Source organism: Caballeronia sordidicola (assembly GCF_000729995.1).
Taxonomy (GTDB): Bacteria; Pseudomonadota; Gammaproteobacteria; order Burkholderiales; family Burkholderiaceae; genus Caballeronia; species Caballeronia sordidicola_A.
This window is the reverse complement of the sequence record NZ_JNFG01000061.1, coordinates 1-23,806: the sequence shown is the minus strand read 5'-3', so window position 1 is coordinate 23,806 and position 23,806 is coordinate 1. Positions and strand designations below refer to the sequence as shown.

The following is a 23,806-nucleotide window of genomic DNA, read 5'->3' as shown; positions in this document are numbered from 1 at the left end:
GTATGAGCACATCCACTTCTTCAAGCGCGCGATCTACCGCCGCCGAGAATTCTTCACGAATCTGCTCAGCGGCTGCAATCTGTACGTGCGTTGTCGACGCAGCGGCAATAAGGCGATTCGTCACGTCGAGACCTAGCAATTGCGTTTCCACTAAGTGTCCAAATGCGCACCACGTCTCCGCATTGATGATCGTTAGTCCAGCAAGAAAAGCGGATTGGAATCCCGGTAAGTCAATCGCGCGCTGAGAGAAGCCCGCGGCCTTCGGCGCAGACCAAACGGCCTCAACAATCTCGGGCTCTGCATCGACCGTCACAACTCCGACGTGGCATACATGCAACGCCTCGTGGGCCATATTTGCATTGAATGTCGGGGCAATCACCGCCGTCACGTCTGTAACAACGCGCATCTCTCGTGCAAAGGGGCCAAGGCAATCAAGCGTGGTTTCGTTCGGGGCGACACCCCGCCGATCGACTCGTCCGAAGGTCGGTTTAAAGCCTATCACGCCGCAACAAGCCGCTGGCCCTCGGATGGACCCACCGGTATCGGTGCCAAGCGCAGCGTCAGCAAGGCAAAGTCCAACTGCCGCGGCAGATCCACTTGAGGATCCCCCTGGGATAAGCCTTTCATCCTGGGGATTAGTTGGTGTCCCGAAGTATTCGTTGATGCCGGTCATTCCGAAGGCGAGTTCGTGCATATTCGTTTTTCCGGTGATCTGCCATCCCGCAGCGAGTATTAACTCGACAACCTTTGCGTGCTGTTTGGCCGGCGAAGCGTTCATTAGGGCGCGGCTGCCGGCTGTGGTTGGAAAGCCTTCGATGTCAATCGTATCTTTGATTGCGATCAACGGGTCTGGCCCATCGCACGGAAAGTCACGGATGAATTCATGCATACTCAAGTCCTCTTAAGGTTCGCTGGGCGAGGGTTTACATCCCATGGGGCGTCGACCAGACGCTCCGTCCGGAAATGTTTAATTAGCCAGTCGATTCCGTTCGGTGCGGGTATAAAATCCACTTGAAGTCTTGCCGCTATCAACTCTGAACATGTATCGACATACCGGATACTTGTAAAAGAAGCCAGTGACCCGTCGCCTGTCCGTTTTCTACCTCGATGCACTCGGAGCTAAGAAAATGTACATTGATATCGAAATGAAGAGCGGGGGGCAGGTACTGCACTAGCATCGATATAATATGTTCGCGTCCTTTTAGGCACCCGTATCGATGCGTATATTGCTGACCAATGCCTTCCCAAATTGCATCGGTATGAAATAGAGAGGCTAACTTGTGTTGATCGAAGGCGTTCGACGGCACGTCACATAGGGTCATGTAGCGCTGCATCGTTTTTCGGACTGCGTGCTCAGCCTCAAGAATACCGAGGCGTTCTGTAAGAAGCGCAATGCTGACGTCTGAGGGTTTCATAAGGTTGACCTCGCGCCCATGGCGTTCGCGGCGTCCTTGAGAGTGAGCTGGAATACGAAGTAATGAACCGCTACCCGAAGACATCGCAGTGGACGCACTTGCCGCTGGAAGTACGGCAACACAAGGTGCGCTTACTGGTGCAATTGCTGCGGCAACACCGACATGGGCTGTACGCCGCCGCACATCAACAGGTTGTGGCGATGAGTGACAAGATCGGGGCGCATGAGTCATGTCCTGTGTAATGCGTAGGAATGCAAACATCATGGAAAACCCGACGGCGAAGTGGCCCAAGGCGTACGAAGCCCGAACAGACGCATTGGCAGAAGTGGCAATGCTCAGGCACCGGCGCGGCGGTGACGGGTGCCGGTGCTGTGCCCGCCGACGTTGTCGAAGTCGGTGCCATTAGAGCACCGGCGGCAGGCTTGGCGGAACCGTGATGCGTCACTTTATCTTGGCGGCTGCGTTAGCGGCGCATCCGTTCGGCGTGTGCAAAGCGGCCATGGCGGCTGCGCTGGTAGCGTCGGCCGGCCTCGCGCATGCTGGAATGGCGCGAAAGCTCGGCGCAGTCGTTATTGCAATAGATTTGGCCGCGGTCGCAACGGCGGCAAACGATGACCTGCGCCCGGCAGCGCACGCACACGAACAGTCGGCCTGACGCCGGCATCGAGAATCCCCGTCAATGCCGATGCAATATCGACAGGGCTGACTAGGCGTGCAATACTTGGCGCACACTCATGCCCCGTCGTACGCGTGTTGGGTTCGACACCGGAATGAACCTGGCAGTTTGGGCCGGTGTCGGACCTGTTTGTTCGGCGGTAGGTAAACCATCTTCTACCGCATCCCGCCCTCTGCGTCACCCCCGTCAGAAGCAAGCAGCACCGGGTGCGTCTGCACCTCCGCCAGCCGTCGAAACCCCCGTTCTGAAGAACAAGTCATTTAGCGTTTCTGATCGACGCCGCCATCTAGTGTCGCTTTCTGACCGCCGTTCACATGGGACGCCATGGGTTTGCCAGCGACCTCCAAAGTTGCACGATATATCAGACCGCTCGCAGATTCAGTCACGAAAATATCCTTGTTCTCGGGCCCACCGAAGGCGACATTCGTAGAGAGATGGTTATCGGGTATATTTACCCTGAAAGTAGGCTCGCCCCTTGCGTTGAAGACCCAGACGGCACCCATGCCGGCATGGGCGATGAGCAGACCGCCTGAGGCATCAAGCGCAAGGCCGTCCGGCCCGATACCCCCGGATAGTTGAATAAAGGTTCCGACCTTTGCGACCCCGGCACTCGTGATAGGTACACGCCAGACTGCATTCGCCCGGGTAACAGCAAGCAGCAACATGTCCTCGTGCAGGTTCATCACCAGGCCGTTCGGGCTAGGTACGTTCGAAAGCAGGCAATCTATTTTCCCATCGGGCTTGACGCGAAATACCCGACCGGTTGGGTCTTGAAGTCCAGTAAGGCCTTGGTCGGTGAAGAAAAGGTCGCCGTTTTCCGCGAAGAACAAATCGTTCACCGCTTTGAACCTTTCTATGCCCGCGCGAACGAGGAATGGTTTGACTACCTTCGACTCGGGTTCGTGAACCATAATGCCGTGCTTGTAATCGGCGATGAAGACCATTCCATCATTACGAATTTTGAGCCCGTTTGGCCACCCATCGTATTCGACTGCAACCGAGAACTTCCCGTGCTGGTCGATATTCAAGATTCGGCCGTTCGGAATATCGACGCACCACAGAATCCCGTGTCGGTCAAACGAAGGCCCTTCCAAGAAGCTGGTGGCCGCAAGACCTGCGGGCTGGCCCGCGTTCCATTCACTTTGGTCTGTTCCGGTGCGCAGTTCATCCGGGTAACGGGCGAATGGCCGTGCTTCAAGCGTTTTTGGTAAAGCGAACATCACCAATCCTTTCATTTGCAGCAACGGGCCGCTTAGTAAGTGAGAGTGTGACCGCGGCGGCTGCCAAAACAAGCACGCCGGTTATCACAAAGCCCGCATGATAGCTGTGGGTTGTCGAGACAACGTATCCAGTCGCAATCGGTGCGATCAACCCAAAAAGGTTACCACCCGTGCTGATAATGGCTATCGCTGTTCCTGAGTCTTGCTTTGAGGGCAGCAGGTCATTGACGAGAGAGATATTCGATGCAACCGCTGACGTGCAGCCCGCCAAAGACAGCGTGAGGAGCAGCATCACCAACCAGAGCTCGTTCACCAGAGGAATCAGCAGGATGAGGGACGACATCAGGAGGCAAAACGCGACAACTCTCCTGCGATGTCCGCTTGCCATTGGCTTTGCTCGCAGATAACGGTCGCTAAACAAGCCGACGACGACACCCAACAAAGCGGCACCTGCGTACGGAAGCGCTGTATATAGTCCGCTTCGCGCAGCGCTCATCCCTTTCTCCGCTTGCAGGTAGCTGGGCATCCACGTCAGAAAAAGGTATGTAGCATAGACGGCACAACCGTGAGCGAATGCGATGGCCCAAATGGTTTTCGAACGAATCAGTGTTGCGAAGCCGAGGCGCTCAGGCGCAACGCGATTCGAAGTCGCCTCGGAATCACGTGACTTCAGGATGTGGTCCCGTTCTTCAGCTCGCAGCCAGGTCGCATCTTCTGGCTGGCGAAACCAGATTAGCCACGCGGCTAACCAAATGAAGCCCGTCGATGCGGCCAGCACGAACGCAACACGCCACCCATAGGTAGTGACTACCCACCCTAGACCCAGTGCACCGATGGCCGGGCCTAGCAGACTTCCAGCATGAAAAATCGATGTCGCGATGCCGCGCTCGGACGCCGGCGCCCATTCCCGCAGTACTCTGCCGCCAGCCGGGTAAGACGTGGACTCGCCAAGCCCCATGAATAAACGGGTTGCCAGAAGCGAGAAGAAGCCGCCGGTCAATGCGGTCAGCGCGGTCGCAAGCGACCAGAAGCCAATTCCCCAAGCGTTTAGACACCGTGTTCCGAACTTGTCGACCAACAGGCCCATTGGAATTAAAGCGAGGAAGTACAGCCACAAGAATGAGGAAAACAAATAGCCGAGCATGACCGGCGTGAGGGAAAACTCTTTGCTGATTTGAGACGATGCAATGGACAGAGCAACACGGTCTATGTAGTTGATAACCGTGAGTGAAAACAGAGAAAGGTAAATCCAGTATCTGCGATGCATTGCATTGTCTCCGTGCGTTATTTGTTTTTTAGTTGACCGCTTTTACTCGAGTGTCTCATCCGCGCCGATGACACCGGCTGCGCGCAGTGCATCGTCAAGCCACGGAGAAACGAGAATGCCCTCTTTGATTTCGCTCAAGCGCTGCGCCTCTGCCGCAACCTTCTTTTCAGCTGCTAGCAACACCTTTTCGACGTCTGCACGTGGGATGATTACCACGCCGTCGCAATCGCCGACGACAAGGTCGCCCGGTTCAACAGATACGCCGCCCAGCGAAATAGCAACACCGATACGCCCGTCCAGGCCCTTCGTTGGGCCTGCGGGATTGCGTCCGGCGGCAAATATCGGCATTGTGCTATGGCACAACGTATCTAAGTCGCGCGCGGCGCCGTCGACGACCAATCCGCCGATTTTTGCGGCGATAGCTTGCGTCACCATCAGCTCGCCGAAGAGCGCGCTTGATTCGTAACCTTTCCCGTCAACCACAATGATGTCGCCAGGCTTCGCAAGGGCGAGTGCCACATGGAACATCAGATTGTCACCGGGCCTCGCTTCCACAGGAAATGCCGGGCCGGCGACCATCATTTTTGAGACAAGCGGCTGGATTCGCGCGTGCAACGCACCACGACGGCCAGCCACGTCGCACAAAACCGCGGACTGAAACTCTCGAGCTCGCTCGACCTGTTCCGGTGTGACGCGTTCGAATGATGCCGTTCCGTTAAACTTGCTTGTTTTCATGGGATTACCTTAAGACGGAGTATGGAGAAGCTCGGGCTTCGGAAGAATCTGATGTGCTGGATTGCGGCCCGCTAACGCATCAATGACGGCGGCAGCCGCTGCGGCTCCCATTCGTTGGAGAGACTCGTTGCTACTCGCCGCAATATGGGGGGAAGCGACAAAGTTGTTCAACTGCAGCAGCGGGTGCGATGCCTGAACAGGTTCCTTCTCGAAGACATCGCTCGCAGCTCCGGCGATGCGTCCACTTTCGAGCGCGGAATACAGGGCGCCTTCATCCGCGATGCCTCCGCGGGCGACGTTGATGAACAACGCGGAATCGCGCATCAGTGCGAATTCAACCTCTCCGACGAGGTTACGCGTGCTTGCCAGAAGAGGGAGGTGCAGGCTGACGACGTCGCAGCGCGGTAACAGTTCGTGGATGCTTGAAATGCGAACGGCTCCAAGCGCCTCAAAGACAGAGTCGGGTGCGTAGGGGTCGTAAGCGAGAATCGTCGCGTCAAAAGCCGCCTTGAACAATCGCGCAGTCCGGCTGCCGATATCACCGAGGCCGAGAAAGCCGATAGTTTTGCCATGCAACTCCATGCCGTTTTGCAAGGTGCCCTTTTGCTGATTCCGGAGCGTCCGATCAGCGAGTGAGACTTTACGTGCAACAGCCAATGTCATTGCCAGCGCGTACTCGGCGACAGCGTTTGCGTTGGCTCCAGGGGTGTTTGTGACCAGGACGTTCGCCCCGGACGCCGCCTCGAGGTCAATGTTGTCCACGCCTGTTCCATGCTTGGCGACAATCTTCAATTTTTGCGCTTTAGCGAAATCCGTCGCCCGAACCTCAAAGGTCCTTACCACGACCGCGTCGGCATGTGCATGCCAGTCTTCATTGCGAGAAGCGGGGTAGTCCACGACCGTGTGGAATCTCGATAGCGATTGCACGGCGCTACCGTCTATCGGGTCCATGACGAAAACTTTCATGTGCTTTTCCGTTATTGGCGTTGTTACCTGGAGCAAATATAGAAGCGAGTTTGGGCGGCGACGTAGCGACATTTTTCGAAAGTGGACTAGTCATTTCTCGACTGTCAGGTCGAACCCTTATTGACATGTAGAGCTTCAAGTCAACGCTAGTGCGTGCGGGTCTTAATTGTTGGCAATGGCCAACTAAACGTGCTCGAATTTTGTCAATAGGCGATTGCCCGTCATTCCAAAACGGCATGTCTATCCATCGACAAAAGTCGCTTTTCGACATGAAAGGAGATCTCTAGGATGAGTCACGGTCACAAAAAGCGATGAGCACCGACCGGCCTAGGAAGGAGACACCAATGGAAGACAAGAGCGACGCCCGGACGGGCTATCGATGGATCGTTCTCGCGATGATTTTCTTGACCTACATGATTGCCGGTGCGGATCGGGCAAATCTGGGGGTTGTCATCCCGACAATTCGAAATGAATACCACCTCTCCAACACCGATATTGGAGCGATGGCGAGCCTGTTTTATTTCGGCTACGCGGTGATTCAAATTCCGTCTGGATACTTTTTTAGTAAGGTCGGGATCCGAGGAATTCTAGTCGGGTCGATGGTGTTGACCTCGCTTTCAACACTTTTTATGGGCCTTGCTGGTAGCGTTTTCCAGTTGAAAGCGGCTCGAGCAATCCTCGGCGTCGCAGAGGGGCCAATCAACATCGGCATTGTTTCAATCATTAATCGTTGGTTTCCTTCGCAAGAAAAAGGGTTGGCTGCCGGCGTCTTCATATCGGCCATAAAGTTTTCACCCGCGTTCGTTCCGCCGCTTTGTGCGCTACTGCTGCTGAAGTTCGGCTGGCGAGACGTGTTTTTCATCTTCGCTGTTCCTGGACTAATCAGTGCTGTCCTTTGGTTTTGGCTGGTCCGCGACGAACCGAAAGCCTCCAGGTTTGTTTCGCAAAGCGAGGTCGATTACATTAAAGCGCCGGCTCCAATTCCGGTTGCGGTGGGATCCACCAAAGAGGGCGCCGCTCGGCTCAAGCCGTCATGGATCGACCGCATGATTCGCACGAAGACGGTCTCGTTGCTTTCGACAAACCGCGCGGTGTTGACATCGTGGAACGTGTGGGGATGCGCGTTGGGGTACTTTTTTCTGGTGGGCATCACGTACGCCATCATGACTTGGGTGCCGACTTATCTTGTTAGCGTGAAGCACTTCTCAGTGTTGAAGATGGGGGCAGTAGCATCCGCTCCTTGGGTTGGCGCCATCGTCGGCAATCTTGTGGGAGGTTGGCTTTCGGACAGAGTGTTTGCAGGTCGCCGCAAGCCGGTAATGTTGATTACTTCGGTCGCGACCGTGGGCATGATGTACGCGCTGCTTTATGCGCCGAATACCCCTGTGTTGCTGGCTCTGCTCTTTTTTGCGGCAGGCGTGTTGTTGAATCTTGGTTACTCGACATTTCTTGTGTATCCGATGGGGATTGCTACCCGCGACAAGGTGCCGCTCGCTGCGTCTATCGTGAATACTGGTGGCTCGCTGGGTGGCGCATTTGCACCGTTCATTGTTGGGCTCATTCTGGATCAGTCTGGTTGGCCATGGGTGTTCGCTTTCCTGGCTGCTTGCTCCGCTGCAACCTTCCTCTTGCTGCTCAGTATCATCGAGCCGCGCATCGCGGGATTAAAAGATAGCGAAGCAGACACTGCATTGAGCCAAATACGGGACAAGCCGCTCGTCGAGCGAAGCGCGTAGTGCGAGAGGTTACGTGTTCGTCTAGCCAGCTCTCCGGCTTAAGCGCACACGCGCTCCTATAATGAGAAATCACGTCGATCCGATTTCGCCTTGTAGGTTTTGGAACACCATATGACGCTCAAACAACTTGAGGCTTTTTACTGGGCAGCGAGCTTGGGAAGTTTCTCAGTCGCGGCCACACGCCTCAACGTAACTCAATCAACGCTCTCAAAACGAATCGCGGAACTTGAGGCGGCGCTTAACGTTCCGTTATTTGACCGGTCGGCACAACGGTCCGTATTAACTGAACACGGTACGAGAATTCTTGGTCATGCTCATAAGATTCTCCAATTTGAAGGGGAAATCCATCAACTGCTGAGCACCCCGCTGCGTCTTTCCGGGTTGTGTCGTTTCGGGGTCAGTGAGCTGACTGCGCTGACATGGTTCCCGAAGTTCGTCGCGCGGATTACATCGGAGCATCCTGACTTGGCCTTGGAGCCCTATGTTGACCTGGCGGCCGGCTTGGAGAAGAGACTGATACGTGGAGAGATTGACTTTGCAATCCTGCCGCAAGGGGTCACAGATAACCCTATGCTCACTTCGGTTCCCCTCGCGGTCCTCGAATTCGCATGGATGTCTTCACCGAAACGCATCCCTGCCGGCACCTTGCTTAGTGCGACGGAAATCGCCCGACATCCGATATTGACAATGACAACGGAGTCACGTCTCACTGCGGCATACGAAACGTGGGCATCTTCAAACAGTGTTCACGGTCGACGGATTTTGGCGTGCAATAGTTTGAGCGCTATCGTCGGTCTGACATTGGCCGATGTAGGCATCAGTTTTTTGCCGCGATTCTTCATGCGTAACCTGGTCGATGGTGGCTTGCTCAATGCATTCAATAGCGTTCCGGAGTTGCCAAGCATCGAGTACTGCTTTCGTTGGCGCACCGACGATACACGGTCATTTATTTCAGCCTTGGCGCAGGTAGCGAAGGAAGAGGTCGATTACACGCTCTCCCTCGGCTACGCGGCTTGACCTCGGTTTCACCGCGCACTTTTCTGAACTGACGATGAACGACACAGTTGAAGGCAGATCCCGCTTTAAGACAATTCTCAGTCTTAACGATTTTGAGGCAGTGGCGAAGCGTCACCTTCCCAGATCCATATTTGGTTATGTTTCTGGAGCGGTCGAAGAAAACGCATCGCTAATATCAATTCGCGACAGTTTCCGTTCGTATAGCTTTGTGCCGAGAGTACTCGTGGATGTTTCGAAGCGTTCGACGAACACCAATCTCTTTGGAGCGACATATGCGGCTCCGTTTGGTCTGGCACCTATGGGACTCAGCGCGCTGTTCGCATACCGCGGAGACGCAGTAATGGCAGCCGCTGCCAGTGCGGGCAAGGTTCCGATGATTATGAGCGGTTCGTCACTGATACGTCTCGAGGAAATCATCAAAGAGAATCCAGACACCTGGTTTCAGTGCTACCTACCGGGTGAGGAGTCACGTATCACCGCGTTAATCGAGCGCGTCAAGGCGGCAGGATACAAGACAATGGTGATAACTGTTGACACACCAGTTGCAGCCAACCGTGAAAACAATATCCGAACTGGATTCTCGACCCCGCTGAGACCATCCATACGCCTCGCATGGGATGGCGTTACGCATCCCGCCTGGCTGTTCGGCACATTCCTGAGGACGATTGCCGCGCACGGCATGCCTCACTTCGAGAACAACTATGCGGAACGCGGTGCACCGATTCTGTCTGCGAACGTGCTGCGTGATTTTTCCGACCGAGGGCATTTGACGTGGAGACATTTCGTTGCGGTACGCAAGATGTGGCCCGGCACCTTGGTCATAAAAGGCATACTCAATGCGGAGGACGCTCGGATGGCGGTCGATGCCGGGGCTGATGGTGTCATCGTCTCTAACCACGGGGGCAGGCAACTTGACGGCGCTGCGGCGCCGCTCTCCGTGCTACGTGAGGTAGTTGAGGCTGTACCTGCCATTCCCGTCATGCTGGACAGTGGTATACGGCGGGGAACCGATGTCATCAAAGCGCTGGCCCTTGGTGCGAAGTTTGTTTTCGTAGGAAGACCCTTTGGTTATGCCGCTGCAGTTGGAGGACAGGCTGGAGTTGCTCACGCTATTAAGCTGCTTCGCGAGGAGGTCCTTCGCGACATGGGGCTTCTTGGGGTGACCGCGACGACCGACATCAACGAGACCCACGTTCGCCTGACTCATAACGTGTGATATCGCGGAGGGGGGTCGTGTCGGTGACGTGGATCATTAGCTGGTCGCACAATCTCGCCTAAGCCCGCGGCACGAATGCCTCGTCAGTTTGCGTATCCGATCGGTATCGACGTAGACAGTTCGTCAATCTAACCCAGGCGAAAGAGGGGCTTGACACGTTTTCACGCGTGCGGGAGGAATACTCACGACGCCGTTTGTTGCTGGGCGTCGACCGGCTTGATTTTTCGAACGGGCTACCTCAGCGGATCCACGCCTTGCGCGAGCTGCTCGCGCAGTACTCGGAGAATTGCAGCAGCGCAACGTTGATCCAGATTTTCCCTCGCATCGCCAAGCGGCACGAGGAACATCTTATCTCGCGCGCGAAGTGATAGTTTCAACGAGTGCCACCTCGGCCCGAGACCTGCGACCAAACTCTATTCGGCTTCAGGTTCGTTTACCTACGGAATCTGAGAAAGATTTCGCTTTGCCTCCAGCAGTTGAATCAGCAATTGGTCGCGTTGGCGAATCATTTCTGGGAAGTCGTACGACTGCAGTTCTGCGTATGCGGTCCTTTGTACTTGCGATTACCCACAATTTTGGGCATTTACCTCTGTTAACAATTGGCCCTTTCTGTTAACTTCGTTAAACGTATAGTCAACGAGACAGAGCGATGACGAAGACAAGGGACGAAGGCGGCAAGCGTGCATCGTCGGAAGCCGACGGGTGGCTGGACGAGGAAGTTGGTCGAAGTCGATTTCGCGACGAACGTCTGGGCAAGAGATTTCGGTTAGTTTTGGAACGCTTGTGGACATGCATGGGGCAGAGCATTCCGATGGCTTTTCAGGACTGGTGCAACACGAAAGCGGCCTATCGATTTCTCTCCAATCCCAAAGTCAGTGAACAAGATATTTTGGGCAGCCATTTCGAAGCGACCCAAAGCCGATTTGCAGCGTCGGAAGGTCCCATACTGATATTGCAGGACACCACTGAATTCTCGTACAAACGTGAGCGACCTGAGCTAATTGGCTCGACACATAAGGTCGCAAGTCGAAAGGACAAAACAGGGCGAAGCCCAATGCATACAATTTGCGGGATCTTGATGCATTCGAGTCTCGTCGTAACCACGCAAGGAGTTCCGTTAGGGCTGGCAGCGATAAAATTTTGGACCCGGAAGAAGTTCAAAGGGTGTGACGCACTCAAGCGCAAGATAAATCCGACCCGCGTTCCGATCGAAGAAAAAGAAAGCTATCGATGGTTGGAGAATCTACGGCAATCCACCGCACTGCTTGCCCAACCTCAGCGTTGCGTTCATGTAGGAGATCGCGAAAGCGACATTTATGAACTCTTCTGCCTCGCCCGCGAACTGCAAACGAACTTCCTTGTTCGAACCTGCGTCGACAGACTCGCGGGCGATGGAAACCATACGATTGCAAGCGAGATGGATGAAGTACGAGTCGCTGGCGTACATCGGGTCGCGGTTCGGGACCAAGGCGGCAAGGCCGATCAAGCGGTGCTGGAACTTCGGTACCGTCGCATAACAGTGTTGCCTCCAATCGGCAAGCAACGTCGCTACCCGCCGCTGCATCTGACGGTGATTCTTGCACTTGAACGAGGTACACCTACGAGCAGGAAGCGAATTGAATGGAAGCCGATCACCAATTTACCCGTGACTTCTCGCAGGCAGGCTATAGAGAAACTTGACTAGTACGCACTGCGATGGAAAATCGAGGTGTTCCACAAAATTCTAAAGTCGGGATGCAAGGCAGAGGAGTCAATGCTGCGCACGGCGGACCGACTGGCCAATCTTATTGCCGTATTTTGTATTTTAAGTTGGCGCATCTTTTGGATAACCATGGTACATCGAGCCGGGCCACATCTACCCGGTCGAAGTCGCCTTAACGCCGCATGAAATACAGCGACTTGACCAGTTAGTTAAAGATACGGCGAAGACCTCAACCGCCGAGCCACTTACTCGATACACCATCAAACTCGCCCAACTGGGCGGCTATCTGGCTCGAGCCAATGATCCTCCTCCTGGCAACACAGTAATCTGGCGAGGCTTGCGAAGACTCGTCGATATCCAACTCGGTTTCGAACTCGCCCAAAATTGTGGGTAATCGCAAGCTTCCTCTCCGGGTTACAGCGTTGTGGGGCGATGCCTTGGTCATCGATGCGATCCGGGTTCAGATGCAAAGCACCTACGCGCTGCCAGTTGCGCGTGCGGCCTTTCATCGGCTGTCCGCACCCCGACGCTACGCCAGCCTTTCTACTACTGGGTCGGAGGCAGGCCCGCTATATGATTATCAAAACCAGGGCGGAGCCTGTAACTGACGTCCCAGTGCAAACCTAGACTGTGATTTCGCGGTTGAAGTGACGGGCGTTGAACAAAAAGTCCATGATTTTCAGCTTACTCATTGCAGGTTCGAGCTCGTCAAAATCCGAATACAACCCACTGGCCCGCATGATTTTCATCGCAATCATTTCTTCTCACCGCCCGATCTTATGCGAGCGTCCCGGCAAGGTGCCAATGCCCATTGCTATCAACGCCTTTCATGAGCTCACGCAATTGCGTCCACGGCGTTTTGACCGGTAGAGTGCATCGTCGGCTGCCTGGATCACTGCTTCCGGACCTTCGCCAAGGTTGGTCGTCGAAGAAGCGCCGACGCTGACTGTCACCACATCAATGCCATCGTCTCGACCGCCATGCGGTAGTGCCGCATTCACCACGGCATCGCACAATTGTTGCGCTACGACTCGTGCATCAATTTGATTGGCATTGCGCAACAGCACCGCAAATTCCTCACCGCCATAGCGCGCAACAAGATCGTTCGCATTTCTAAGATTCGCGTTCAGAACCGCTGCGACCCTCTGAAGGCATACATCACCGACGGGATGGCCATATTGATCATTGAACGCTTTGAAAAAATCGACGTCAATCATCAAGATCGCGAGTGGTTGTTGCGATGCGCGACAAACCGCTATCGCTTCTTTGAGATGGTCGCCAAAACACCGTCGATTGGCAATCTGAGTGAGGTGATCGATATTTGAAAGCAGCGAAAGCTTTAACTGCGACTCATAAAGTTCTACAAGCTGCTGATTGGTTTCGGCGACAAGAATGAAAAGTCCAATAATCAGAAGGGGAACCAGCACGGCTAGCAACGCGTACCCCTTATCATCGGTTAGCACCGACCCCGCCATGACGGGCGCTAAGCTGGTTAGCAACTGCCACCTGGCAAGACGCGGCAACGCCGCATTGCGGGCGGCCACCGCGCCGGCCGTAGCTACGTTGGACACGACCATGATCAGATAGATAACGGGATCATGGGAGTACGCCAGACAATAAAAAGTTAAAACTCCCCAGCAAATCGACGATCCAACGGCCGTAACTCCAAAAGCCAAGACCGATTGTTCAAGGTCAGTCCATGCGTCTGTCTGCGTAAGGCGTTTAAAGCTAACGATAATTTCGCAGCGAATGAGCAGCAGCGTGCTGCACAGAATAGTCATTGCCAACACAAAGCCGTCGTCGCGACGTGCAAAGGCAACGGAACCGCACATAATGCTTGCTAACCCGACCATCAGAACGTTGCTCGCACGCCCGAACAACATGAATATCAGACGTCGACGGATCTCATAGGCGCGAGCTCGCTCGGGCCGGCTTTGGAACAGACGGGAAGTGACATCGCCCAAACGGGAGAGGATGACCGTCTGGCCTTCAGCCTCCTCGAGGGGTTGCGTTGATGACGCAGCTGTCGATGTTGATTCGTCGTGCATTGGCATGTTCATGCTGGACTACCCAAGCTTGCTTGATACCGAAGATGAGAAACGTATGCAGTCTGCCCGCACGGGGTCCCCGCTGTTGAGCCAGGCTTGCCAGCGCGCCCAAGTGCCGGGCCATCGGCTCAGGCGTATCTGTTCGGTTTCGGGTTGTACTGATTCGCGAGGTTTGTTCTAGCGCCGTGCCAGCATTGCCGGCAACACAATCGTGATCGCGAAGCGGCGGTCGAAGATGTTGACAAGTAGCGATCTTCCGCCCTTCTGCGAGAAATCAGCGCGGATCTATCTGCGAGACGATTTGCTTCGCCATTGCACGAGTCTGCTTGTCGGTCACCGCGGCGAAGATCCCCTGCCAAGCCGACGACGACGTATTGTAGTAGCGCTCACCATAGGTTTTTCCGGTGCGAAGGTCACGGAACGTCACTCTTGCATCCATGAAAGCGTTGCCTGTCATGATGCCAAATGCGTAGCGTGCTCCCGGAGATACGAAGTGGAAGTCATTGATATATACATCGACGAGCGTACCGGTACTGCCCAGGGCGTCCGGCTTCCCGCTTTCATCCGCAAAAATGGCATTTGCATCGGTCGCGGCGCCGCCCATTGCTTCGTGCCACTCCTGTTGCAAACGTGGCCAGTCGGATGCCGCAGTCGATATGCTCGAGCCGGTAACGTTCAAGACGATATTCTTCGATGACTCTTCCGGAATACGTATCGAAGTCTGCTGGACTGAGTTATTTTTGCTATCGCTGCCCGGTTGTATGGTCGCTGCGCAAACCCGCAAACAACATGACGCTGCCTGAAAGCGTGAGTGAAAGAAGAAGTCGTTTTGCATGATGATCCGTTGATTACTGAGGGGAAGACCGCGTACGGCATGGCAACACATCGAGCGGTAATGTTTGGGTAAAAATTTGTTTCAAGCGGCTTCAGTGGGCCACCGCCTCCGAAGGGTCTCACATGTGGTCTGGCGCTCGTTGCCGCTCCGGTGGCTCCAAGAACTCATCGAAATGATGCAACCAGATCGGAATGGCGAAGTCGGCATGTGACATGCCGTGTGCGTTGTGGCCGAACGGTGGCTCCACGACCAACTGGGCTTTTGGGTCCGCAGCTTGATATACCCCGCCGATTGGCCGACCAGTACAACGCGTGTCGGATCGACGAATGGCAGCGTGTCCGCGAAGCGGATCGGCGCAAGGATGTCTTTCGCGGCCTGGGCGCAAGCTTGGTCATAGTCCGGGTTGCCGCAACTGTAGGTGCTCGCTGCATAGGAGCCGCCCTCCGCGCCGTCATCGTGCCGGCCCGGCACGATGACGGCGAAGCCACGTTCGACGAACGTGCGGATCTGTGTGGTCTTGCGGAACCGGCCGATCTTTACGCGATCGCGCGGATCCGGCGGGCTGCCGTGGCTGAGCACGACAAGTGGAAACCGCGCCGTCTCGTCTGGCGCGTTGGTAATGGCGACGATCTCGCACTGACTATCGCCGACCGGGCCACGCTGGGTTAGGGCCCCATGGACAATCGTTTCGTGCGGGTCCGACGCAAACGGCTTGGCTTCGCCAGTCATCGCGAGAGGCAACGATCCACAGAGCGCGGTAAAGCCCAGCGGCAGCTTAAACATGGATGGATTCGTCGTCGTTCTCGCAACGGATGCCAACATGTCCTAGGCATCGGCAATCTTCGAAGACTTCTTATCTGCGATTATCGTGTTGACGGCGAGTTATCCGGATTCTTTAGCCGACGCCATGGAGATCGGCAAGACACAGGAAGCAAACGGCGTACGTTGCCAACCCCTTAAGCTGAAGTTCTCGCACCCGCGCCATAAAATATGCCGACGCGATAGTCGGCTGGAAAAGGTCGCATTGTCGGCCTTTGAGACGCGTCGAACAGGACGAGGATCGATCGGTTCAGGAGCGGAGCCTCGAGCCAAGGCCAGGTAGGCGGCGTACCAGGGCAGGCTTTGAACACTTCCGCACGCGTCTTGCCGAACGTCTCTGAATCGAGGTCGAACCATAGCAGGTCGTTGCGGCTTGATGCGCAGTACGGTGAGGGCACCACGACGACGTGCCGAGTGCATCAGGTCCACGGATTCAATTACACGTGCATGTTGGATTGTGCCCGACGAGGGTTTGTTCCTCTAAAGGGGAGGACTCAGCTGCCGTAAATCAGAGGCGGACGTACCGCCTACCGTTTGCCGCAAAGAGCGCAGTCGTGTCAGATGTACCACGCATGCTGACATGAAAAAAGCGCGTTCCCGGCCATTGGGGCGTTCTCGTTTTATGTAGACGGGAGCAAAAACAAATGAATTTCAAACAGATGACCGTTAAGGCGAAGTTGAGCGCGGGCTTCGGCGTGCTTGCCGCGATCGTGCTGGTTGTATCGGGCCTGTCAGTGAAGGCATTGAACGACTCGAACGGGCGCTTTTCCGGCTACGTTGCAGGCATCAGCGCGCGCTGACATAGCGGAGCGTGTTCGGACCGCGGTCGATCGGCGCGTTATCGCCACTAATAATCTCGTACTGCTGACCAAACCCGCCGACCTCGAAACCGAGAAGGCCACGGTCATCCAGGCGCGGGATGACGTCCAGTCTCGCCTTCGAAAGCTGAATGAAATGATAGCTAACGCGACTGACACGAGCGAGAAAGCGCGCAGTCTCGTGGCCGAGATCGACCGTGTCGAAGCGGCCTATGGGCCTGTAGCGCAGGCCATTGTCGATCTCGCCCTCGACAACAAGCGTGACGAAGCCGTGACGAAGATAAACGAGGAAGGAAGACCGCTACTTGCGTCACTGCTCAAGGCAACCAACGACTATTCGTCGTTCACCGCTGGACGTGCGGCGCAGATGGTGGAAGAGGCCGCGCAGCACGGCGCGAGCCAGCGCAATACAACCTGCGGATTTCTTTGCATTACAGCTGTTGCCTGAACCCTGACCCTTGACCTATGTTTTATTGTTCATCGTACAATAAGGATCTGACATCAGGATGAATGGAGAGTGCCGTGTCTGCAACGCAACGTGAATTGTTACGAGGGAAAATTCAAACCGTGTTGGGTCTGATTGAGCCAGACGCACTTGGTCCGACGCTGATGCACGAGCATCTGTTGATTGACCTGGTGCCACCTCGGCTCGCTGAGGACGCTGACCGCGACGACGTTGAGATCGACCTGTGTAACTGCTGGAAAATCACGTATGGACAGCAGCCGTCCCTCAAGAACTACCGTCTGGACCAGGTCGATGTCGCGATCGAGGAAGTCACAGAGATGCAAGCGGCTGGCGGCCAAAGCATTGTCGACCTGACAACGGGCGGGCTGAAGCCCAATCCGGCGGGCCTGGCGCAAATTGCGAAGTCGACTGGCGTGCACGTAGTCATGGGCTGCGGCCATTACGTGCACGAGTATCAGGATCCGAAGAACGCGACCCGCAGCGTGGACGACTTTGCAACCGAGATGGTGGAGCAAATCACCAAAGGCTCGTGGGGTACGTCGATTCGAGCGGGGATCATTGGCGAGATTGGATGTCAGGCGCCGTGGACCGATCAGGAAAAGCGGGTGGTGCGCGGTGCTCTATTCGCGCAGCAGGAAACCGGGGCGGCCCTGAACATTCACCCGGGGCGAGACCCCGATCAACCTCAAGAATTGATCGACAGCATTCGCAGCCTTGGATATGACACTCAGCGCGTGATCATCAGCCATATTGACCGGACCATCTTCGATCACGAGCGGCTGTTCAAGCTCGCGGATAGTGGCTGCGTGATCGAATTCGACCTATTTGGCTGGGAGCAGTCGGCCTATCCGATGTCGGATATCGACATGCCGAACGACGCAGCACGATTGCGATTTATCAGAACCTTACTTGATCGGGGCCACCTGGATCAGGTGCTGATCAGCCACGACATCTGCACCAGAACGCGGCTCGGGCGCTACGGTGGCCACGGCTACCAGCACATCTTCGCCAACGTGGTTCCGCGGATGCTAAGCAGGGGATTCAATCGGGCCGAAGTCGATGCGCTTCTCATCGATAATCCCAGGCGCCTGCTGACGTTCGCCTGAACGCGCCCCGCAAACCTGTAAGAGACGGCCCTTCAAACATGGGCCGCCGCGCGCTGGTCATTGACGGCTGAGGACCTGCTCCATTCCTGCAATCGCCACTTCGATAAAAGCAACAAAGCTTGAGTCCATCGGCGCGTCTGTACCGGATTGCCACCGAACAATGAACGCCCTGTTCGCCATGGCGGGCAGATGACGTGCGAGGGTCGGGAACTCGAGTGCGCGGATGGCGTGGGTCTTCTCCTGCAACTGGGCGGCCCAGTTCGCGGGATCATCTGATGGCAGCGACGCAAATTCCAGAGTGACAAATCCAACCATTGTTGCGACCACGACGTTGTACATTTCCACGATTTTCGATTCGTCGCAACCTGCGGAAACCAGCACCGACAGGATTCGGTCGATCATCTGGGGACTCAGGCTCCCGTTCGATACCAACTGTGCTCCGACAAGCTGAGCAACATTGGGATGACGCTTCACCGCCTTCCGGTAGCGAGAAAACAACTCGCGAAACCAGTCTTGCCACGTACCTTTTCCGAGTGGCGGCGCAACGTCCTCCATTGTCGACTCAACCACGGCCGCTAGAAGCGCATCGCGCGTCGGCACATGCCAGTACACCGCGGCAGGATAAACGCCGAGCGTGCGGGCAACGTCGCGAAGGCTAAACCCCATCAGACCATTCCGGTCGATTTGCTCGATAGCGGCGTCAACGATTCTGGCTTTTGACAGAGCCTCGTTTTGACCTGCCGGCTTGTCTTTTTGCTTGACCGGAGCGTTTTGGCTTCCCCGCTTCGGGGATGTCGAGGCAGGAAGCCGTCGCGAAGTTTTATTCGCTGATACACCGGGTTTCTGGGACAAACGTGCAGGTTTCCCGCTCGCAGTAGCCATCTATCTTCTCATTCTGGTTCGGGTTGGTCGCACACATGCGAAATGAACAACACATTCATTGTATACCGAACAATGCCGATCATCGCATCGCTTCTCAGGGTCAGACGCACTTGCAACTCTTTTTTGTTCGTCATATAACGCATCATTGTTCAGTGAACAATGATGCGTAGTTTTGTGTACATCGACCTTCTCCATGGAGGGAAGGCCCTTAGCTTCAACATCGGTCGGAGATCGAAAGTGAACAGTAAATTGGTCGGAGGGGTGGTCGGGCTGGTCATGGCAAGCGGCGCACAGGCACAGTCGAGCGTGACGCTTTATGGCGTGATCGATGATGGCCTGACCTATGTGTCAAACGTAGGCGGAGCACACGTCTACAAGATGGACGACAGCGTCAGTCAGGGTGACCGGTTCGGCTTCAAGGGCGTTGAGGACCTTGGGGGCGGACTCAAGGCCGTTTTTGATCTGGAAGGCGGTTTTAATCCCAATACCGGTGCCTCCCGCCAGGGGGGGCTCGAATTTGGGCGCCTTGCGTTTGTCGGCCTGTCGAGCGGGCAATACGGCACCGTTACGCTCGGCCGCCAATACGATCAGATGACCACGACGCTACTGCGCTTCCACTCCGGACTCAACACCGTCGGTATCTATAACCTGAACCCGGGGGATCAGGACCGCATTTCGGGTGAATGGCTGGACAACATGGTGACGTATACGAGTCCGGATCTCGCGGGTTTGAAATTCAGCGGCCAGTACAGTTTCAACTCGCAGTCTGCACCTACAACCAACTATGGGCACGCCTACAGCTTTGGGGCGAACTATGTCCGTGGTCCCTTCAGTGCAGGGGCTGCTGTCACCGATATCCACGACTACTTTTTCTCTCCCGGCAGTAGTCTCGGTGTTTCCGAATTTTTCGGAAACACCTTGGCAAGTTCTTCAGCCACTGTCGCCGTGAGGGACTTTCGAACCGCAGGCGTTGGTGCGGGTTGGGACTTCGGAAAGCTTTATCTGTCGAGCGTTTATACCAACACCTACTTTGACAGTGGGCGCGCGACGCAGACCCTGCAGAGCCTGAACGCTGCCGCTCGCTACTCGTTAAGGCCGGACTTGTATGCCGCAGGCGGGTACACCTATTCAAAAACCGCCGGCAGCAAATGGAATCTGTTTGCAATGACGCTCGATTATCTGCTTTCGAAGCGCACTGATGTCTATGTTTCCGCTAACTACGAAACAGCAGCGGGCGATGGCACCCACGCTGACCTCGTCACTCTCGGAGCATCTAGCACCGACAAGCAACTCGCGCTTCGGGTAGGTATGCGTCACCGCTTCTAACCGATAGAGTCAATCCAAATACGTGCGGCGGGACTATCGACCCGACACACTTACCCTTCACCCTGTATGGGACAAAATGATGAACACCCACACGACAGCGCCCGCGGAGTCGTTGCCAGCAAACCCGACAACACGCGGCCACCGACGCCGGGCCCTTCTCGCGGGCATCTCCGGCTACGTTCTCGAATGGTTCGATTTTGGTGTATACGGATTTCTCGCGCCCATCATCGCGAAGAACTTTTTCCCAGCCGCAAATGACCACGTGGCCCTGCTAGCATCATTTGCGGTTTTTGGCGTCGGCTTTGTCGCGCGGCCCGTCGGCAGCCTGGTGCTAGGTCGTATGGGTGACACGCGCGGACGCCAGAAAGCGCTGTCCGTCACGATGCTCCTGATGGCCGGCAGTACCGTGCTAATCGGCTGTCTCCCATCGTTCGCACAGGTCGGATTTTGGGCGCCCGTACTCCTCGTGCTGGCGCGGCTTATTCAGGGCTTCTCTGCCGGCGGTGAATGGGGCACCGCGGCCGCGTTTCTGGTCGAGTGGGGTGGGAGGAACCGCCGCGGGTTTTTCGGTGCATTCCAACAGTCGAGTATTGCTGCGGGCCTGTTGCTGGGTTCGGCTGTTGCCGCCATCATCACATCCGTGCTCAGTGCTGACGACCTCACGAGTTGGGGATGGCGCATCCCATTCTTTCTCGGCGCACTGCTCGGACCGCTCGGCATGTATATCCGCCGCAAAGTCCCGGAATCGCCCGCCTATGCGAAAGCTAAGACCGAGGCGCCACTGGTTCAGGAAAATACGCGCGGCTTCAGCAAGTCCGTGTTTCACGCATTCTCATTCGTAATCTTCTGGGCCGTCAGTTCGTATATGGTGTCGGTCTACATGCCGACGTTTGCTGCGAAGTACGGCCACATCACACGGCAGCAAGCCCTCTGGACTAGTACGGCCTCGCTGGCAACAGTGCTTCTGATTGCACCGCTGATGGGAGCAGCTTCGGATAAGTTCGGCCGGAAGCCTCTGCTGCTGACAAGCTGTGTCTTCTTCCTTTTATTCTCGTATCCGCTTTACGGCTTCATCGTTTCCAGCATCACGTTCACCACCTTCTTCTGGACACAATGGATCATGAACGTAGTGTTTGCGATGTACTCGGGCGCGGGACCCTCGGCATTGGCTGAAATGTTCCCGACAAGGGTTCGCTCCACAGGAGTGTCATTCGGCGGAGCTCTCGCAATGATTTTGGGAGGGTTCTCGCCATTTCTCACAACCTGGGTAATCGAAGGCACAGGCGAGGCCGCAAACGCGGGCTGGATCCTCAGCATTTCAGCACTCGCTACTTTGCCAGCCCTGATCTTGATGAAGGAAGGCGCAAAGCGGGAGCTTGCGTAAACATTCCTTGTTCAGTGTACAATAAAATACTGAACATAGGGGTAGCGGCAACAGACGCTGCCACCCGTCAAGCTCTAACCTCAGTTTCAATTGTTCTCCGGAGATTGCAGTGCCGCGTTCTACCTTGCAGGAAAACTCAACTATGCGCAGCCTGGATTCCGTTGCGGTCGCCGTTGGCCACGCGGCTCAACTCTACGCGCAGCGCAATCCGCAAAGCGCGGCCCAGTACGAGCGGGCGCTCAGCGTGATGCCGGGAGGTAACACCCGGTCAGTGCTGTACTACTCGCCGTTCCCCCTTACGATTGCGCGTGGCGAAGGTTGTCGCCTGTGGGACGCGGACGGGCACGCGTACATCGATTTCATTGCCGAATTTACGGCGGGCATTTACGGCCACTCAAACCCCGTAATCCGCAAGGCGATTGACGCCGCACTGGATAGCGGCATCAATTTAAGCGGACACAATCTCCTCGAGTCCCGGCTGGCGCAGCTCATTTGCGATCGGTTCCCGTCGATTGATGCCATACGCTTTACCAACTCAGGCACTGAAGCGAATCTCATGGCGCTGGCGGCAGCCACTGTACATACCGGCCGCAAGAAAATCGTTGTGTTCAGCGGAGGCTATCACGGTGGTGTCCTGACTTTCGCCAAGGGCAACAACCGGGTGAATGTGCCCCACGACTTCCTCGTTGCCCAGTACAACAATCTGCAAAGCGTGCAAGCGTTGTTTGAAGCCCATCGGGGCGAAATAGCGGCGGTGATCGCCGAACCGATGCAGGGTGCATCGGGCTGCATTACCGCCGACGAAGAATTTCTGGCAGGTTTGCGCAAGTTGACGTCCGAGAACGGGGCGCTGCTCATTTTTGACGAGGTGATGACCTCCCGTCTCTCCCCAGGTGGGCTTCAGGAAAAACTTGGCATCCACGCAGACCTCACGACACTTGGGAAGTACATCGGCGGCGGCATGTCGTTCGGTGCATTCGGGGGGCGCGCTGCAATCATGGATCAGTTCGATCCGCGCAATCGGCATGCAACACCGCACGCAGGCACATTCAATAACAACGTCCTGACCATGGCGGCCGGAGCAACGGGTCTGTCTGAGTTGTATACGCCTGCCGTTGCGACGGAATTGAACGCGCGCGGCGATCAGTTGCGAGCCCGGCTTAACTCGATGTGCGCGGCAAGTGACGTGGCGATGCAGTTCATCGGGACGGGGTCGCTGCTAAATCTACAGGCCGGCACGCATGAGATCCGTTCGGTCGAAGACCTGCTGCCGTCAGGAAACATCCTTAAGGATCTGTTCTTTTTTCATATGGTCGAACACGGCATCTATCTCGCGCGCCGGGGCTTCATCGTGTTGAGCATGCCGATTGGAACCGAAGAAATCGAACGATTCATTGTGGTGTTCGGCCGTTTCCTCGAAAGATATGCCGACATTCTTCGCACTGGCCAGGTGATCGCACATTGAGCTTCATACAAACAGGTAATCACGTTCAATCTGCATCGGGGTCACCATCGTGAAAGCTCCTCACGAGTTCGAATCGAAGAAGCGCATCCGGTTTCAGCACTGCGATCCAGCCGGAATCGTCTTCTACCCACAGTACTTTGTCCTGTTTCACGAACTGATCGAGGACTGGTTCAACGACGGACTGGACGTGAACTACGCCGACTTGATCGCGGTGCAGCGGCTAGGTGTACCCACTGTGCGAATCGAATGTGATTTTGTCGCGCCAAGCGTCATTGGTGACATGCTTCAGCTGCGCCTGGCAGTGAGAAGAATCGGAAGGAGTTCAGTCGCCCTGACGCTCACGGCATTTTCGAACAACGAATTGCGTGTGCGCATTGAACAGGTCGTCGTGCTCTTCTCGCTCGAACGCCGCGTGCCTGTGAAGATCGTCGATGATCTGCGACGGCAGATCGAACGCTTTCGTATCCCCGAACAGGAAAAGCTGTCCCCGTAATGATCTAAATCCCGTACGTCGAACCTCGACGATCGCTGGAACTCAACTCAAAACACTTCATGGAGACTTAGCATGCCTACAAATAAAGTTATCGTTCTCGTCGCTCCCACGGGTGGCATGGCGTTCAAATCACAAAACCCGCATCTTCCGACGCAGCCCGATGAAATCGCCCGGGATGTCTACGATTGTTATAACGCCGGGGCCAGTGTGGTTG

General features: G+C 55.7%; 22 protein-coding genes and 2 pseudogenes. 13 read left to right on the top strand and 11 right to left on the bottom strand.

Annotated features, from left to right (window positions below):
* The coding region (locus tag FH08_RS0132935) for an amidase (RefSeq protein ID WP_035567719.1) at window positions 1-889 on the bottom strand (889 nt) is incomplete at its 3' end.
* A gap of 139 nt (window positions 890-1,028) precedes the next feature.
* Window positions 1,029-1,415, bottom strand: a complete 387-nt coding sequence (locus tag FH08_RS48755) for a nuclear transport factor 2 family protein (protein ID WP_419178035.1) — start codon at window positions 1,413-1,415, stop codon at window positions 1,029-1,031.
* 436 nt (window positions 1,416-1,851) lie between these two features.
* On the opposite strand from FH08_RS48755, the gene FH08_RS0132920 reads away from it, so the two are divergent.
* A complete protein-coding gene (locus FH08_RS0132920; protein ID WP_031362445.1) occupies window positions 1,852-2,070 on the top strand; it encodes a hypothetical protein in 219 nt (72 codons plus the stop codon).
* 281 nt (window positions 2,071-2,351) lie between these two features.
* Here the strand turns inward: FH08_RS0132920 and FH08_RS0132915 are convergent, their stop codons facing one another.
* Genes FH08_RS0132915 through FH08_RS0132900 form a run of 4 tightly spaced genes read right to left on the bottom strand, consistent with a single transcriptional unit; the run spans window position 2,352 to window position 6,279 of the window.
* Window positions 2,352-3,311 (bottom strand): SMP-30/gluconolactonase/LRE family protein, encoded by a 960-nt coding sequence (locus FH08_RS0132915; protein ID WP_051888719.1) that lies wholly within the window; start codon window positions 3,309-3,311, stop codon window positions 2,352-2,354.
* On the bottom strand, window positions 3,286-4,578 hold the full coding sequence (locus FH08_RS0132910) for an MFS transporter (protein WP_035567717.1): 1,293 nt from the start codon (window positions 4,576-4,578) through the stop codon (window positions 3,286-3,288). Before FH08_RS0132910 ends, FH08_RS0132915 begins: the two co-directional genes overlap by 26 nt.
* 42 nt (window positions 4,579-4,620) lie before the next feature.
* Window positions 4,621-5,313, bottom strand: a complete 693-nt coding sequence (locus FH08_RS0132905) for a diguanylate cyclase (RefSeq protein ID WP_031362442.1) — start codon at window positions 5,311-5,313, stop codon at window positions 4,621-4,623.
* A 9-nt stretch (window positions 5,314-5,322) separates the two neighbouring features.
* Window positions 5,323-6,279, bottom strand: a complete 957-nt coding sequence (locus FH08_RS0132900) for a hydroxyacid dehydrogenase (protein WP_051888718.1) — start codon at window positions 6,277-6,279, stop codon at window positions 5,323-5,325.
* Window positions 6,280-6,623: 344 nt separating this feature from the next.
* Here FH08_RS0132900 and FH08_RS0132895 point away from each other — a divergent pair, with 344 nt between their 5' ends.
* The 5 genes and pseudogenes from FH08_RS0132895 (at window position 6,624) to FH08_RS48750 (ending at window position 11,932) form a co-directional block, all read left to right on the top strand.
* Window positions 6,624-8,015: an MFS transporter gene (locus FH08_RS0132895; protein ID WP_031362440.1), complete on the top strand. Its 1,392-nt coding sequence runs from the start codon at window positions 6,624-6,626 to the stop codon at window positions 8,013-8,015.
* Between the two features lie 111 nt (window positions 8,016-8,126).
* The gene (locus FH08_RS0132890) at window positions 8,127-9,032 is read left to right on the top strand and encodes a LysR family transcriptional regulator (RefSeq protein WP_031362439.1); all 906 of its coding nucleotides are present in this window, start codon (window positions 8,127-8,129) and stop codon (window positions 9,030-9,032) included.
* A 34-nt stretch (window positions 9,033-9,066) separates the two neighbouring features.
* Window positions 9,067-10,248 (top strand): alpha-hydroxy acid oxidase, encoded by a 1,182-nt coding sequence (locus FH08_RS0132885; RefSeq protein WP_031362438.1) that lies wholly within the window; start codon window positions 9,067-9,069, stop codon window positions 10,246-10,248.
* A gap of 90 nt (window positions 10,249-10,338) precedes the next feature.
* A pseudogene (locus FH08_RS50735) lies at window positions 10,339-10,562 on the top strand (trehalose-6-phosphate synthase); the annotation flags it as partial.
* A gap of 335 nt (window positions 10,563-10,897) precedes the next feature.
* Window positions 10,898-11,932, top strand: coding sequence for an IS4 family transposase (locus tag FH08_RS48750; protein WP_200878823.1), 1,035 nt, complete (start codon window positions 10,898-10,900; stop codon window positions 11,930-11,932).
* Between the two features lie 641 nt (window positions 11,933-12,573).
* On the opposite strand, the gene FH08_RS54060 is transcribed toward FH08_RS48750, so the two are convergent.
* From FH08_RS54060 to FH08_RS49700, 4 genes are all read right to left on the bottom strand, one after another.
* On the bottom strand, window positions 12,574-12,708 hold the full coding sequence (locus FH08_RS54060) for a hypothetical protein (RefSeq protein WP_268810839.1): 135 nt from the start codon (window positions 12,706-12,708) through the stop codon (window positions 12,574-12,576).
* Window positions 12,709-12,777: 69 nt separating this feature from the next.
* The gene (locus FH08_RS49705; protein WP_081889651.1) at window positions 12,778-14,010 is read right to left on the bottom strand and encodes a GGDEF domain-containing protein; all 1,233 of its coding nucleotides are present in this window, start codon (window positions 14,008-14,010) and stop codon (window positions 12,778-12,780) included.
* A gap of 262 nt (window positions 14,011-14,272) precedes the next feature.
* Window positions 14,273-14,833, bottom strand: a complete 561-nt coding sequence (locus FH08_RS53640) for a hypothetical protein (RefSeq protein ID WP_152602973.1) — start codon at window positions 14,831-14,833, stop codon at window positions 14,273-14,275.
* 81 nt (window positions 14,834-14,914) lie between these two features.
* Window positions 14,915-15,616 carry an alpha/beta hydrolase family protein gene (locus FH08_RS49700; protein ID WP_031362435.1) on the bottom strand — a complete coding sequence of 234 codons (702 nt, stop codon included), beginning with the start codon at window positions 15,614-15,616 and terminating at the stop codon, window positions 14,915-14,917.
* Window positions 15,617-16,296: 680 nt separating this feature from the next.
* Between FH08_RS49700 and FH08_RS48740 the strand changes: the two are divergent.
* Window positions 16,297-16,912 (top strand): annotated as a pseudogene (locus FH08_RS48740) (MCP four helix bundle domain-containing protein); the annotation flags it as partial.
* An 80-nt stretch (window positions 16,913-16,992) separates the two neighbouring features.
* Window positions 16,993-18,042, top strand: coding sequence for a phosphotriesterase family protein (locus tag FH08_RS0132835; RefSeq protein WP_235210573.1), 1,050 nt, complete (start codon window positions 16,993-16,995; stop codon window positions 18,040-18,042).
* Between the two features lie 57 nt (window positions 18,043-18,099).
* Here FH08_RS0132835 and FH08_RS0132830 read toward each other — a convergent pair whose 3' ends face one another.
* Window positions 18,100-18,708 (bottom strand): TetR/AcrR family transcriptional regulator C-terminal domain-containing protein, encoded by a 609-nt coding sequence (locus FH08_RS0132830; RefSeq protein ID WP_235210572.1) that lies wholly within the window; start codon window positions 18,706-18,708, stop codon window positions 18,100-18,102.
* Window positions 18,709-19,161: 453 nt separating this feature from the next.
* Here FH08_RS0132830 and FH08_RS0132820 point away from each other — a divergent pair, with 453 nt between their 5' ends.
* From FH08_RS0132820 to FH08_RS50730, 5 genes are all read left to right on the top strand, one after another.
* Window positions 19,162-20,250: a porin gene (locus FH08_RS0132820; RefSeq protein ID WP_031362430.1), complete on the top strand. Its 1,089-nt coding sequence runs from the start codon at window positions 19,162-19,164 to the stop codon at window positions 20,248-20,250.
* 76 nt (window positions 20,251-20,326) lie between these two features.
* Entirely contained in the window at window positions 20,327-21,634 is a 1,308-nt protein-coding gene (locus FH08_RS0132815; protein WP_152602972.1) for an MFS transporter, read from the top strand.
* A 142-nt stretch (window positions 21,635-21,776) separates the two neighbouring features.
* Complete coding sequence (locus FH08_RS0132810) at window positions 21,777-23,099, top strand: aspartate aminotransferase family protein (protein WP_031362428.1); 1,323 nt, start codon at window positions 21,777-21,779, stop codon at window positions 23,097-23,099.
* Between the two features lie 49 nt (window positions 23,100-23,148).
* Window positions 23,149-23,592 carry an acyl-CoA thioesterase gene (locus FH08_RS0132805; protein WP_035567712.1) on the top strand — a complete coding sequence of 148 codons (444 nt, stop codon included), beginning with the start codon at window positions 23,149-23,151 and terminating at the stop codon, window positions 23,590-23,592.
* Window positions 23,593-23,664: 72 nt separating this feature from the next.
* On the top strand, window positions 23,665-23,806 hold a 142-nt coding region (locus FH08_RS50730), incomplete at its 3' end, for a 3-keto-5-aminohexanoate cleavage protein (RefSeq protein ID WP_160172525.1).

Bases quoted from the DNA above. Each gene is read 5' to 3' on its own strand.
- FH08_RS49700 (WP_031362435.1), bottom strand. From the start codon at position 15,616: ATGTTTAAGCTGCCGCTGGGCTTTACCGCGCTCTGTGGATCGTTGCCT.
- FH08_RS0132885 (WP_031362438.1), top strand. From the start codon at position 9,067: ATGAACGACACAGTTGAAGGCAGATCCCGCTTTAAGACAATTCTCAGT.
- FH08_RS0132900 (WP_051888718.1), bottom strand. From the start codon at position 6,279: ATGAAAGTTTTCGTCATGGACCCGATAGACGGTAGCGCCGTGCAATCG.
- FH08_RS48750 (WP_200878823.1), top strand. From the start codon at position 10,898: ATGACGAAGACAAGGGACGAAGGCGGCAAGCGTGCATCGTCGGAAGCC.
- FH08_RS0132815 (WP_152602972.1), top strand. From the start codon at position 20,327: ATGATGAACACCCACACGACAGCGCCCGCGGAGTCGTTGCCAGCAAAC.
- FH08_RS54060 (WP_268810839.1), bottom strand. From the start codon at position 12,708: ATGATTGCGATGAAAATCATGCGGGCCAGTGGGTTGTATTCGGATTTT.
- FH08_RS0132905 (WP_031362442.1), bottom strand. From the start codon at position 5,313: ATGAAAACAAGCAAGTTTAACGGAACGGCATCATTCGAACGCGTCACA.
- FH08_RS53640 (WP_152602973.1), bottom strand. From the start codon at position 14,833: ATGCAAAACGACTTCTTCTTTCACTCACGCTTTCAGGCAGCGTCATGT.
- FH08_RS0132915 (WP_051888719.1), bottom strand. From the start codon at position 3,311: ATGTTCGCTTTACCAAAAACGCTTGAAGCACGGCCATTCGCCCGTTAC.
- FH08_RS0132895 (WP_031362440.1), top strand. From the start codon at position 6,624: ATGGAAGACAAGAGCGACGCCCGGACGGGCTATCGATGGATCGTTCTC.
- FH08_RS0132890 (WP_031362439.1), top strand. From the start codon at position 8,127: ATGACGCTCAAACAACTTGAGGCTTTTTACTGGGCAGCGAGCTTGGGA.
- FH08_RS0132920 (WP_031362445.1), top strand. From the start codon at position 1,852: ATGCGTCACTTTATCTTGGCGGCTGCGTTAGCGGCGCATCCGTTCGGC.
- FH08_RS48755 (WP_419178035.1), bottom strand. From the start codon at position 1,415: ATGAAACCCTCAGACGTCAGCATTGCGCTTCTTACAGAACGCCTCGGT.
- FH08_RS0132830 (WP_235210572.1), bottom strand. From the start codon at position 18,708: ATGGGGTTTAGCCTTCGCGACGTTGCCCGCACGCTCGGCGTTTATCCT.
- FH08_RS0132810 (WP_031362428.1), top strand. From the start codon at position 21,777: ATGCGCAGCCTGGATTCCGTTGCGGTCGCCGTTGGCCACGCGGCTCAA.
- FH08_RS49705 (WP_081889651.1), bottom strand. From the start codon at position 14,010: ATGAACATGCCAATGCACGACGAATCAACATCGACAGCTGCGTCATCA.
- FH08_RS0132910 (WP_035567717.1), bottom strand. From the start codon at position 4,578: ATGCATCGCAGATACTGGATTTACCTTTCTCTGTTTTCACTCACGGTT.